A 12,578-nucleotide genomic window follows, 5' to 3' on the forward strand; every position below is an offset into this window, starting at 1 on the left:
ATGAAAAGCGGGACGAGCAATCGCCCCGCTTCTTTATTATGCCTTGATTTCCATCAGGATATTGGCAAATGGAAGTCCGTTGTCATCCTGCGCACGGCGGCTGATTTCCCGAAAACCAAGCTTTTGATAAAACGCACAAGCGCTTCTATTGTCGGCATAAACCTCAAGTGAGAGTTTGCCTTTCTTTGCCAGAGCATGGTTGATTAAACGGCGCCCGATGCCATGGCCCTGATCGTGCGGATCGACAAACAGTCCGCCGATAAAGCTGTCCAGCAGGCCGATAAAGCCCACAGGCCTGCGCTCAAGGACCGCAACAAAAGTTTCGGACTTTTCCAGATACACGTCTTCGATCAGCTTTCGTTGCTTGCGCAGCAAATCCTGACCCAGAAATGCATGGGCTTCCATCGAAGCGCGATACCAGATGGACGACAAACTTGATTTGTCCGTCGCTTCATAAGCGCGGATGTCGATAATCCTGTTTTTCATGATGTTTCCAGAGTTTTGATATGCACAAAAATCCCACCCCGCTGGGTGAGGTCCAAATCCGTTAAAACGGCAACAATGAACGTCTGCGCATAAAACTCCTTCTTATCTTTGCTTCGTGAGAATTAATCTCACAAACGGTGTAGCGTCAAGATAGGGGCGATACAGGATCAGTCAAACACCTCATCCGGGTAAACTCCCCAGAGGTCGGATTGTTTGATCCAGCCGCGCGTACCCTGCACGTCCATCCGGCACCATTGCCCGTTGCATTCGCGCACGGTGCCGATCACATTGGGTTCAATTTCTGCTGCGACGCTGGCCGTTTCCACTGGATCACGGCGCATGATGATCATGGAGCCTGCATCGTTTTTGAGCCAGGGTGCTGTCACAGCCGTGCGCTTGCCGGAAAGAAGTGACTGATAGACCCAGCCTTCCGTGCCATCGGCATCGCGGATGCGGCGCCAGTTGTCATATTCCTGAATGATTTCGACAGGTAGGCCGGATTTCATGAACAGCCACGAAACCGCATAATCACGTCCCGGCCCGATGCGCAGATTGACGCGCGCCGGTTTGAGACTGACAAAGCGCGGCACAGGCAGCCCGCTTGCACCAAGTGTGGTGCCGGCGGGGGATGCGGCATTGGCGGCGTGCGTGGTTGGTGCGCCAAGAGATGCGATGACCAAAAGCAATGCGATGCTGCAAAGCACTGCGATGAAAAAGCGTTGCGAAAGTACTCGGTACAATTCTGACCTCTCGCCGTCCTGTCATGTCGATGCAGTTTCAGGACAGGGGGAGGAGCGTCTGAAACCGCTGAATTAATAAATTTCGCGGTTTTCCCGCGTTTGATGCCGTTTTAACGATTCTGTTTTTCTTTGTCTTTGCTGCGCCGCCTTGCTAGAGATGAGCAGCCGAAGCAAAATCACATATTGCACCTTCTTGGTTAAGGAGGTCTCAACGTGTTAAACGGCAAGGCAGGTTTCCTGTGAAATTTGTGCGCCTGCACAGGTGGTATTGCTCAAATAATGGGCTCACAAAAATGGGGTGGAGATGTCGAACAAGAAAAAGCCGCTGGTTGTTCTGACCCGGAAACTGCCTGACCCGGTGGAAACCCGAATGCGGGAATTGTTCGAGGCCCGTTTGAACATAGACGACCATCGCATGTCGCAGCCCGAAATCATCGCAGCGATGAAAGAGGCTGATGTTCTGGTGCCTTGCATCACTGATGTGATTGATGCGGCAGCGATTGAGCAGGCTGGGCCCAATCTCAAACTCATCGCCAATTTCGGCAATGGTGTTGATAATATCGACGTGGCTGCGGCTGCAAAGCGCGGCATTACCGTCACCAACACGCCCAATGTTCTCACCGAAGACACCGCCGATATGACGCTGGCGCTCCTTCTCATGGTGCCGCGCCGTCTGGTTGAAGGGGCCAACGTGCTCAACGAGCGCGATGGCCAGTGGCCGGGCTGGTCGCCGACATGGATGCTCGGCCGCCGCATCTGGGGCAAGCGCCTGGGTATTGTCGGCATGGGCCGCATCGGCACGGCGGTTGCGCGCCGCGCCAAGGCTTTCGGACTTTCGATCCACTATCACAACCGCAAGCGGGTGAGCGCGCAGATCGAAGAAGAGCTGGAAGCCACCTATTGGGACAGCCTTGATCAGATGTTGGCCCGTATGGACATCATCTCGGTCAATTGTCCCTCGACACCGGCAACGTTTCATCTGCTTTCCGCGCGCAGGATCGCGTTGATGCAGCCGACGGCTTATCTGGTGAATACAGCGCGTGGCCAGATTATCGATGAAAATGCGCTGGTCGATCTGATTGAGCAGGGCAAGCTTGCCGGTGCAGGCCTTGATGTTTTCGAACATGAACCTGCGGTCAATCCGCGCCTGCTCTCACTGGCGCAAAAGGGCAAGGTCGTCTTGCTGCCGCATATGGGGTCGGCCACGATTGAGGGCCGTGTTGATATGGGTGACAAGGTGATCATCAATATCAGGGCTTTTGTCGACGGTCATCGTCCGCCGGACCGTGTGCTTCCGAACAGAACCTGACTTTATTTGCTGGCGGTGAGACGATCAGCAGCCGCATCGCCAGCGATGAAGGTGAGCACCGATCGTGCATAAAGGCGCGGGTTTTCCGCCGGAACGCTATGGCCCGAATCGGGCAGGATGATCAGTTTCGCACCCGGAATATGATGCGCCATGAATTCCGTATGCTCGCGTGTGATGGCCGTATCGTGATCGCCGATCACGATGGCGGTTCGCACATTGATTTTTGCGAGATCATCAATCGAATAATTCGGCTCATTGGCCCAAAGGGCATGAATTTCCTTGTCGATGCTTGCATAATGGCGCAGTTCGGGAATTGGCTTGCCTTGCGCGCGCGCCAGCGCAAAGCCGGTTGAGCCTTCCGGCGTGACATTGGCAGCCTGTGCGAACAGGCTTTTCAATCGTTGAGGATAGCGCATGGCAATATCGAGACCAATTATGCCGCCATCGCTCCAGCCAACCAGATCGACTTTGTCAATGTTGAGATAATCGAGCAGCGCCACATAATCATCGGCCATCAAGTCATAGGTGATCGGTTTATTGGTGCGTGTCGAGCGCCCTTGTCCGCGGCTGTCTGCCACAATCACCATATGATCGCGTGCCAGAATCGGCAGTTGCGCATCCCAGACATGCTGGTCGGAAAGACCGCCATGGATCAGCAAGATCGGCGGCCCTTTGCCCACGACACGGTAATACATTTCAATGCCGTTGACGCTGGCAAAGCTTGCCGGGGACGCCGTTATGGTCATACGGGAAATTCTTTCAAACGAGACGGCTGAAGGCAAAAAAAGGGCGAGACCGAGAATGAGCCCTGCGATTCTTATTGTCGCTTTTGCCTTCATGGTCGCACACTTACGGCCTGCGGATCAGCGTTGGCAGATCATAAAGATAGGCGATCCGCTTGATGGCATCCTTAAGCGGCTCCAATGTGACGCTCATCGTGTGACCGCTGGCATGGATCAGCATGTCAGGCGCAGCACAAATGGCAACGTGGCCTTTCCAGAAGACGAGATCGCCGCGCTTGAGATTGGAATAATCCGCATCAGGCGCGACAACCTCGCCGAGCGTGTTTTGCTGCATGTCCGAATCGCGCAACACTTTGCGACCCGCCACCCACATTGAAAGCTGGACAAGGCCGGAACAATCAATACCAAAGCCGGATGTCCCGCCCCAGAGATAGGGCGTATGCATGAGCGTTTCGGCAACCGCAACGAAATCCTCGGCATGGTCGCTCAATGGCTTGAGATGCCGGGCAATCAGCGCTTCGCCGCTCGCAAGCAGCGCATATTCGGTGCCGCGTTTTTCAGAGGAGCCGACGATTCGCACGCGCGAGCCAAGCGATAATGTTCTGGTGTGCGGGAAGCGAAGATCATTGCCAGGATAGACGAATGTGCGCGGCGCGATCACCATATGCGTCGCCTCAGCTTCCGGCTTTTCGAGTGAAGCCGCTGATACGTAGCCGGTATAGCCGTCGCGTTCAGCCTGAACCCAGCACCAGCCATCCTGTTCGTCAAAAACACGAACCCTATCGCCGAAGATAATTTGCGTTTGCGGTCCGCTGTCCGGGCGCGGGTCGGCGCGCAGATCGACCACCGAATCGCAAACCTGCATCACTGTGCCGGACGTAAAACGCCTCGCCTCCACCTGACCGCTCAACCGTTCATCGGCGAGATCGGGACGGTAGGCATTCAAACGATGGTCGAGCATGCTCACAATGGTAACTCCCTGGCATTGGCGATCACCAGATCGCCCAGTCTTTCGACATAAAGCGCGCCAGCGACTGTTCTTTTAACTAGCACATTTCGACGATCTTTTTCATCACGATGCCGGGAGACGAGATTGAGCGTGCCCATCGTGTCGAGCGCACGCGTTATCACCGGCTTGGTGACATTCAGCTTGGCTGCAAGGCCGCGCACTGTATGCGGCGGCGGCTCCAGATAAATGGTCAGAAGAACAGCAACCTGCCGCGTGGTCAGGTCAGGCATTTCATCCTGCACCTGTGCCAGCGAAAGCGTTCTCAGCAATGTCAGTGCCTGCAAAGGCTTCAGTTCAACGGGCATGTCATACCGAATGCTTGGTCATTGTTTCGGACCCGTATCATTCAACGCTGTTTTCTTTTTGCAGGCAAGTCATTTCATCGTTGTTGCGACCGGGCTGCGTATTTCTCTTTGAGAAGCGCATAAAGCGCCCGAATGGCCTGTGCTTCGCCGCCAACAGGCGAAGCAGGCTTTTCGACGGGCACCCAGCCGTAAATATCGAAATGCGCCCAAGCCTTTGCCTTCTCAACAAAGCGGCTCAGGAACAGAGCAGCCGTAACGGAACCGGCAAAACCATCGGTGGTGACATTGTTGAGATCCGCAACGCGCGATGAGAGTTTTTGCGTATAGGGCTGCCACAGCGGCATGCGCCAGAGCGGATCAGCCGTCTCGGTGGCTTTGTCTGCAATAGTCGCAGCCAGCGCATCATCATGTGTGTAGAAAGGCGGCAGATCGGGGCCGAGTGCGACGCGCGCAGCCCCTGTGAGCGTTGCCATGTCGATGATCAGGTCCGGCTCTTCTTCATCGGCCAGTGTCAGCGCATCGGCCAGAACCAGACGGCCTTCCGCATCGGTATTGCCGATTTCCACCGTTAACCCTTTGCGGCTTTGCAGCACATCGCTCGGGCGGAATGCATTGCCTGCAATCGAATTTTCGACCGCCGGGATGAGCACGCGCAGCCGCACGGGGAGCTTGGCATCCGTGATCATGGACGCAAGGCCCAGCACATTGGCAGCGCCACCCATATCTTTCTTCATCAGCAACATGCCGCTTGCAGCCTTAATGTCGAGACCGCCGGTATCAAAGCATACGCCTTTCCCGACCAGCGTGATTTTCGGATCGCTGTCCTTGCCCCATGTGAGATCGATAAGGCGCGGCGCGATGCTGCCTGCGCGACCGACCGCATGGATCATCGGGAAGTTTTGTTTGAGCAGCGCATCACCTTCAATGGTGCTGACTTTCGCGCCATTTCTGGAAGCAAGATCGCGCGTTGCCTGTTCCAGCGCGTCCGGCCCCATATCATTGGTGGGCGTGTTGATGAGGTCACGTGCCAGCGTCACGGCATACGCAATCGATTGCGTTTCTGCGGCATCCACACCTTCCGGCACCGCCAGACGGATCATCTTGTCGCTGCCCTTGCGGTAGCGCGTGAAATTATAGCCACCCATCAAGAAGGCGAGGGCAGTCAGCTCGGCGTGATCCGGTTTTCCTTCAATGTGCCAGTCGCCTTCGGGCAGACCACGCGCCAGTTTTCCGGCGAGCAACTGCGACTGTCCGCCCTGTGCAATATCTCCTGTGCCAAACAGCGCCCCGGCAATCGTTCCATCGGTACCGGGAAGCACCAGAACCTGACCGGCCTGGCCGTTAAAATCATTGGCCTTCGCCCAGCTTAGGGCATCCTGCGTCAATCCCGCCTGATCAATGGCATTTTTGCTGATGAACCAGACTGGGCGGCTTTCGGCTGATTTTGCGGCTATGATCTCAACGGTCATGATAATCCTCGGCAATAAAAATTTATAATAACTCCAATAAACAAATAGCCCCCCTGCGTGAACCGGGTGGCTATTCAATTCTGCATGAAGCGATGAAATTCAGCGTTGATCGTAAGTTTGAACCTGCGCTGCACGATAGTCAAAAGCGGAAGCGGGCTTTCCTGCAAAAAGCGCCATACCACTGACGACAGCAATAATCGCCAGCGCACCGATGAGTGTGCATTCGATCATCGCTGCACCCGATCTGTTCTTGAAAAAGCGCGTCATCAAAGCCGGCATGTTACTTACCCTGAGCTGAAGTCTCGTTGGGGCTTCTTTTATTGCCTGCCAATTGTGATGAGTTTAAGAAACAAGGAAAATAAAACGTTAATATCGGTTGGAAACAGCTTCAATCTGGTTTGGGTTAACGGATGGCAAACGCAAGGCGATAGGCTTATATGCGTGTAACCACAGTCATTGCCTGAAAGATGATCAATGCCCGAATTGCCAGAGGTCGAAACGGTTCGCCGGGGCCTTGAACCTTTTATGGAAGGTTCAACAATTGCGCGGGTCGAGCAAAACCGGCCCGATTTGCGCTTTCCCTTTCCGGATCATTTTGTTGAACGTCTAACGGGGCGCCATATAGATGCGCTGGGGCGGCGTGCGAAATATCTGACCCTGCATCTTGATGACGGGCTGTCGATCATCTGCCATCTCGGCATGTCCGGCTCGTTTCGGATTGAAGCGGATGATGCGCAGGCCATACCCGGTGACTTTCACCATGAGCGATCCAAAATCGCCAAACATGATCATGTCGTTTTCCATCTCCTGCGCCCGAATGGTGCAGCCGCACGCATCATTTATAATGATCCACGGCGGTTCGGCTTCATGCTTTTTGCAGAAAAAGGCACGTTGGATATGCATCCTCTGCTCAAAGGGCTGGGCGCTGAACCCACCGGCAATCGCCTGTCAGGTGAATTGCTTGGAACCCTCTTTGAAGGCCGCAAAACACCGCTGAAAGCGGCGCTTCTTGATCAGCGTCTGATTGCTGGACTGGGCAATATCTATGTCTGTGAGGTTTTGTGGCGCTCCCGGCTCTCACCCATGCGGTCTGCGGGTTCCATTGCCAATGATAAGCCGGTGCTTGAGCGTCTGGCGGGCGATATTCGCAGCGTGATTGCCGAGGCGATTGCCGCGGGCGGGTCGAGTCTTAAGGATTACATTCAGGCCAATGGCGCGCTCGGTTATTTTCAGCACTCATTCTCTGTCTATGGGCGTGAGGCGCAGCCATGCCGTGCACCGGGCTGTGGTGCTTTGGTGGAGCGTGCCGTACAGGCGGGCCGCTCGACCTTTTTCTGCGCCTCCTGCCAAAGTTGATATTTGGCTGGTCTTGCCAAATGCAAAGCTTCGGTCCACCTTGGCCGCAAAATATGAACCGATCAAGGAGGAGAGGTTTCCCCATGGCTTATGAAACGATCATTGTAGAAACGCGCGGTGGCGTTGGTCTTGTCCGTCTTAATCGGCCACAGGCGCTTAATGCATTAAACAGCACTGTGCTGAAGGAACTCACCGAAGCACTGGCTGCTTTTGACACCGATGGCAGAATCGGCGCGATCGTTCTGACCGGCTCCGAAAAGGCCTTTGCGGCCGGTGCCGACATTAAAGAAATGCAGCCGATCAACTTTGTTGATGCCTATTTGCACGACATGTTTGCGGACTGGCGCAAGGTGGATCGCGTGCGCAAGCCAATCATTGCCGCCGTTTCAGGCTATGCGCTGGGCGGGGGCTGTGAACTTGCCATGATGTGTGATTTCATCATCGCCGCCACCAATGCCAAATTCGGCCAGCCGGAAATTACTCTGGGGGTGATGCCGGGCATGGGTGGCTCGCAGCGTCTCACGCGCTTTGTTGGCAAATCGAAGGCGATGGATATGTGTCTGACGGGGCGCATGATGGAGGCCGAAGAGGCCGAACGCTGCGGCCTTGTCTCGCGTCTGGTTGCACCGGAGGAACTCATCGAAGTGGCGCTGAAGGCGGCGGAACGCATAGCTTCCTTCTCACAGCTCTCCGTGCAGATGGTGAAGGAATCGGTCAATCGTTCTTACGAGACCACCCTTGATGAAGGTTTGCGTTTCGAGCGGCGCCTGTTCCACTCGCTCTTTGCGACGGAAGACCAGAAAGAGGGCATGGCCGCTTTTATCGACAAGCGTACGCCATCTTTCAAGAATCGCTGATCGCGTGATTATAAAGACAGAGCTTCCCGTGCCATTTAGCCAGATTGGCGTCTCAGGCGGCCGAAATTTCAGCCAGAAGGCCGCATATCCGGCCTTCTGGCTGGTTTGCAGATCAGAATCCTCGTTGACGCGAAGATAAAGCTGATCTATAAGCCCGGCACGGATCGGTGGCCCTAGGCATTATGGCTGCCCTAGTGGTTTTGTGCCCAACGGTTTGACCAAATGGGCTAGCTGACAGAAAAAGAGAGGCATTTATGGCCAATACTCCTTCGGCCAAGAAGGCAGTGCGCAAGATAGCCGCACGCACCGAAATCAACAAGTCGCGCCGTTCGCGCGTTCGCACTTTCATCCGCAAGGTTGAAGATGCGCTCCTGAGCGGCGACAAGGAAGCAGCATCGGTTGCTTTCAAGGCTGCTGAGCCAGAACTGATGCGCGCCGCTTCCAAGGGCGTCGTTCACAAGAATACAGCTGCTCGTAAGGTTTCGCGCCTTGCCGCACGCGTTAAGGCTCTGAACGCCTAATATTTCCTGAAATTAAAATCAGGTTTTAGAAACCCGGCTCATTGTTAGCCGGGTTTTTCTTTTTGGAATGATTTTAAGGAATGCGCTGATATGTTTGAGCCGGCACCGCTCTGTATTAATTATGCAATTAATTCGTAAAATTTCGCAGTGTTCCAGAAAGTGACTGGTGCAATTTCCCTTTCTTTTTCAAAAGCTTGTGAGGCATTATCCACACTTATCCACAGGCGTGCCGAAGGACTCGGAAGCGGGTTTGAGTCAAGCAAATTATTAAAAATTATTTTCCTAGGAGAACAGACAGTGGCCGTCTAAAAAATCAGCAATCAAAACACATTGAATCCAAAGGTGTTATTTCTTTGATGCCCGATTCTCCGGTCGCGTTTGCAGGCCATGCAAGCCTTAATTGAAGAAAAAACAGCAATTCTTAGACTTGCTCTTTGCCACAAGGCTTCGTTAAAGTCAGGGCTCAAGAGAGGTGGGCCACGGCTCAGAGTTAGCATTAAAATTTGTTCTATATTGGCGCGGAATGTTCCTCCGCGAATGCTTAGTTCTGTGTCTAAGGTCCTGTTCCTGTTATGTTTGTCTCTTATGGGGGTGCTTACCATTCATTAACCGGAATGCTGTTTTAGGCGCATCTTCGTCAATTGAATGGTTGTCGCAAGACCCGTTCCGGGCAATCAGCTTTGAGCAAGGATTTTGTGAGTCGACGCGTAACCGAAAAGGAGCGTCCGGGGGTTGGTCCATGGCATGTGTTCGAAGCGTGGACTGTTTGAGTTTGTGTTTGGCCCTTCCCGTGAGGGCTTGAGTTAAAATGTGTACCTGCGAGGCGACCGGATCAAAAGATCAGGCGGACCTATGCGGGAAATAACGACAAGCGCCGCAAAAATGGCGCGTAAGAATGTGAAGGCAGGCGAGATGATGGCAATGATGACTGGTAAGTCGACGGCAACGATGGGTGATGATGCGCATGCGAACCGTATCCATGGATCTTCTGCTAAAGGAAAAGACACAAGCCTCATGGTGAGTGCTGATACTGGCGTCAGCGATGACGTTTTTGATCGTCTGACGGCAAAGCTCAAGGCGCGCGTTGGCAGCGAGATTTACTCAAGCTGGTTTGGCCGCCTGAAACTGGACGATCTCTCCAAAAGCGTTGTCCGCCTGTCCGTTCCGACAGCTTTCCTTCGCTCATGGATCAACAATCATTATTCCGAATTGCTGACGGAACTCTGGCAGGAAGAAAACCCGCAGATTCTGAAAGTTGAAGTGGTCGTGCGCGGCGTGAGCCGGGTGGTTCGTGCGCAAGCACCTGCTGAAACCAGTGAAGCCAACGAAGCAAAGTCGCCGGCTGCAATACGCGAAAAGGTGGTTTTCCCGGTCGGTCAGCCCAGCGCTGACAAGCGCGGCTCCACAGTCGTCGCCGAATCGGCATCAGGCGCGGTTCTCGGCTCTCCCCTCGACCCGCGTTATACGTTTGATTCTTTTATCGATGGTGCTTCCAACCGCGTGGCTCTTGCCGCCGCCCGCACCATTGCAGAAGCAGGCTCAAGTGCCGTGCGCTTCAACCCGCTTTTCATTCATGCATCCGTTGGTCTTGGCAAGACGCATCTTTTGCAGGCCATTGCCGCCGCAGCTTTGCAGCGTCAGGAAAAGGCACGTGTTGTTTATCTGACGGCCGAATATTTCATGTGGCGCTTTGCAACCGCCATTCGCGACAACAATGCGCTCTCGTTCAAGGAACAGTTGCGCGATATCGATCTGCTGGTCATTGACGACATGCAATTCCTGCAGGGGAAATCGATCCAGCACGAGTTCTGTCATTTGCTCAACACGCTGCTCGACAGCGCCAAGCAGGTGGTTGTGGCAGCAGATCGCCCACCATCGGAATTGGAATCGCTTGATGTCCGCGTTCGTTCGCGTCTTCAGGGTGGTGTGGCTCTCGAAGTTGCAGCGCCGGATTACGAAATGCGCGTTGAAATGCTGCGTCGCCGCCTGACTGCCGCACAGGTGGAAGATCCAAGCCTCAACATTCAGGATGAAATCCTTACCCATGTTGCCCGCACCGTCACCGGATCGGGCCGTGAGCTGGAAGGCGCTTTCAACCAGCTTCTGTTCCGCCAGTCGTTCGAGCCTAATCTCTCCATCGACCGTGTTGATGAACTGCTGGGCCATCTGACCCGCGTTGGTGAGCCAAAGCGCATCCGCATTGAAGAAATTCAGCGCATTGTTGCACGTCACTACAATGTTTCCAAACAGGATCTGCTGTCGAACCGCCGTACGCGCACCATTGTCAAGCCGCGTCAGGTTGCGATGTATCTTGCCAAGATGCTGACCCCGCGCTCGCTGCCGGAAATCGGTCGCCGTTTTGGCGGACGTGACCATACAACCGTGCTTCATGCCGTGCGCAAGATTGAAGACCTGGTCGGTGCCGATGGCAAGCTTGCGCAGGAACTTGAGCTTCTCAAGCGTCTGATCAACGATCAGGCCGCCTGATCGATAGAAATGAGTTAAAAAGCCTGCGCTGTGTCGATTTGAGACGCGGCGTGGGCTTGCTTTTCGCCTCAAAAATCTGCCACTTTAGCAAACCTTCTGGCGCCACAGGTGCCTTATTGATAGGGGCGTCTGCCCGTTGCGCGGTTGCCCAGTCCTAGAGAGCGAGTGCGTTTCAATATGCGTGTAACCCTGGAACGGTCAAACCTTCTTAAATCCCTCAATCATGTGCATCGCGTTGTCGAACGTCGCAACACGATTCCTATCCTGTCGAACGTGCTTTTGCAGGCCGAAGGCGCAAGCCTTGCCCTCAAGGCAACGGACCTTGATCTCGAGGTCAATGAAGCGACCGCTGCCATGGTCGAACAGGCGGGAGCCACCACCGTTCCGGCGCATCTTCTTTATGATATCGTGCGCAAGCTGCCCGATGGTGCGGAAGTCATGCTGTCGACGAACCCAGATGGCGGTTCCATGTCGGTGGTTTCGGGCAAGTCGTCCTTCCGCCTGCAATGCCTGCCACAGTCGGATTTCCCGGAACTGACTTCGGGTTCTTTCACGCATACGTTCCGCATTGATGCGCAGGCCTTAAAGCGCCTGATTGATCGCACGCAGTTTGCGATTTCGACGGAAGAAACCCGTTATTATCTCAACGGCATTTATTTCCATGCCATTGAAAGCGATGGAGCGCTCAAGCTGCGCGCTGTTGCAACCGATGGTCACCGTCTTGCGCGCGCTGAACTGGAAGCCCCTTCGGGTACTGAGGGCATGCCAGGCATCATCATTCCGCGCAAAACGGTTGCGGAACTCCAGAAGCTCGTCGACGCGCCGGATACGGTCGTTTCGGTTGAACTTTCGGATGCAAAGATTCGCTTCACTGTTGGTTCTGTCGTTCTGACCTCCAAGCTGATCGACGGGACATTCCCGGATTACCAGCGGGTGATTCCATCGGGCAATGACAAGAAGCTCACCATCAGCCGTCAGGATTTTGCAGCCTCCGTTGATCGTGTTTCGACCATTTCAAGCGAGCGTGGCCGTGCGGTAAAGCTTTCGATTGCCGATGGTCAGTTGACGCTTACCGTCAACAATCCCGATTCGGGCAGTGCGACTGACGAACTGGCTGCCGATTACGATGCTGACCCGATTGAGATTGGTTTCAACTCGAAATATCTGCTCGACATTACAAGCCAGCTTTCAGGCACCGATGCAGTCTTCATGCTGGCCGATGCAGGCTCTCCGACGCTTGTGCGCGATACCGGCGATGAAGATGTGCTTTATGTTTTGATGCCGATGCGCGTCTAG

13 protein-coding genes are annotated in these 12,578 nt (G+C 54.5%); 6 read left to right on the forward strand and 7 right to left on the reverse strand.

The annotated features are described in order from the left end of the window. Nucleotides 1-36: 36 nt before the first annotated feature. Entirely contained in the window at nt 37-486 is a 450-nt protein-coding gene (locus tag ABE530_RS00265; protein WP_499693243.1) for a GNAT family N-acetyltransferase, read from the reverse strand. Nucleotides 487-653: 167 nt separating this feature from the next. Continuing rightward, nucleotides 654-1,226, reverse strand: coding sequence for an SH3 domain-containing protein (locus tag ABE530_RS00270; RefSeq protein WP_499693244.1), 573 nt, complete (start codon nt 1,224-1,226; stop codon nt 654-656). Nucleotides 1,227-1,530: 304 nt separating this feature from the next. Here ABE530_RS00270 and ABE530_RS00275 point away from each other — a divergent pair, with 304 nt between their 5' ends. Further along, complete coding sequence (locus ABE530_RS00275) at nt 1,531-2,535, forward strand: 2-hydroxyacid dehydrogenase (protein ID WP_265982578.1); 1,005 nt, start codon at nt 1,531-1,533, stop codon at nt 2,533-2,535. Nucleotides 2,536-2,537: 2 nt separating this feature from the next. Here the strand turns inward: ABE530_RS00275 and ABE530_RS00280 are convergent, their stop codons facing one another. From ABE530_RS00280 to ABE530_RS00300, 5 genes are all read right to left on the reverse strand, one after another. Beyond that, on the reverse strand, nt 2,538-3,374 hold the full coding sequence (locus ABE530_RS00280; protein ID WP_499693245.1) for an alpha/beta fold hydrolase: 837 nt from the start codon (nt 3,372-3,374) through the stop codon (nt 2,538-2,540). A gap of 10 nt (nt 3,375-3,384) precedes the next feature. After that, nucleotides 3,385-4,239, reverse strand: a complete 855-nt coding sequence (locus ABE530_RS00285; RefSeq protein WP_265983811.1) for a C40 family peptidase — start codon at nt 4,237-4,239, stop codon at nt 3,385-3,387. 2 nt (nt 4,240-4,241) lie between these two features. Then, nucleotides 4,242-4,592, reverse strand: coding sequence for a MarR family transcriptional regulator (locus ABE530_RS00290; RefSeq protein WP_265982580.1), 351 nt, complete (start codon nt 4,590-4,592; stop codon nt 4,242-4,244). Nucleotides 4,593-4,666: 74 nt separating this feature from the next. After that, nucleotides 4,667-6,061 carry a leucyl aminopeptidase family protein gene (locus ABE530_RS00295; RefSeq protein ID WP_499693246.1) on the reverse strand — a complete coding sequence of 465 codons (1,395 nt, stop codon included), beginning with the start codon at nt 6,059-6,061 and terminating at the stop codon, nt 4,667-4,669. A 99-nt stretch (nt 6,062-6,160) separates the two neighbouring features. Beyond that, nucleotides 6,161-6,340: a Flp family type IVb pilin gene (locus ABE530_RS00300; RefSeq protein ID WP_265982582.1), complete on the reverse strand. Its 180-nt coding sequence runs from the start codon at nt 6,338-6,340 to the stop codon at nt 6,161-6,163. 195 nt (nt 6,341-6,535) lie between these two features. Between ABE530_RS00300 and mutM the strand changes: the two genes are divergently transcribed. The 5 genes from mutM (at nt 6,536) to dnaN (ending at nt 12,578) form a co-directional block, all read left to right on the forward strand. After that, on the forward strand, nt 6,536-7,417 hold the full coding sequence (mutM, locus tag ABE530_RS00305) for a bifunctional DNA-formamidopyrimidine glycosylase/DNA-(apurinic or apyrimidinic site) lyase (RefSeq protein ID WP_265982583.1): 882 nt from the start codon (nt 6,536-6,538) through the stop codon (nt 7,415-7,417). 83 nt (nt 7,418-7,500) lie between these two features. Then, the gene (locus tag ABE530_RS00310; RefSeq protein ID WP_499693247.1) at nt 7,501-8,274 is read left to right on the forward strand and encodes an enoyl-CoA hydratase; all 774 of its coding nucleotides are present in this window, start codon (nt 7,501-7,503) and stop codon (nt 8,272-8,274) included. 254 nt (nt 8,275-8,528) lie between these two features. Then, nucleotides 8,529-8,795 (forward strand): 30S ribosomal protein S20, encoded by a 267-nt coding sequence (gene rpsT, locus ABE530_RS00315; RefSeq protein WP_265982585.1) that lies wholly within the window; start codon nt 8,529-8,531, stop codon nt 8,793-8,795. A gap of 921 nt (nt 8,796-9,716) precedes the next feature. Beyond that, nucleotides 9,717-11,282: a chromosomal replication initiator protein DnaA gene (dnaA, locus tag ABE530_RS00320; RefSeq protein WP_499693645.1), complete on the forward strand. Its 1,566-nt coding sequence runs from the start codon at nt 9,717-9,719 to the stop codon at nt 11,280-11,282. A 177-nt stretch (nt 11,283-11,459) separates the two neighbouring features. Continuing rightward, the gene (gene dnaN, locus ABE530_RS00325) at nt 11,460-12,578 is read left to right on the forward strand and encodes a DNA polymerase III subunit beta (RefSeq protein ID WP_265982586.1); all 1,119 of its coding nucleotides are present in this window, start codon (nt 11,460-11,462) and stop codon (nt 12,576-12,578) included.

The organism is Brucella sp. TWI559, assembly GCF_039674265.1.
Lineage (GTDB): Bacteria > Pseudomonadota > Alphaproteobacteria > Rhizobiales > Rhizobiaceae > Brucella > Brucella chromiisoli.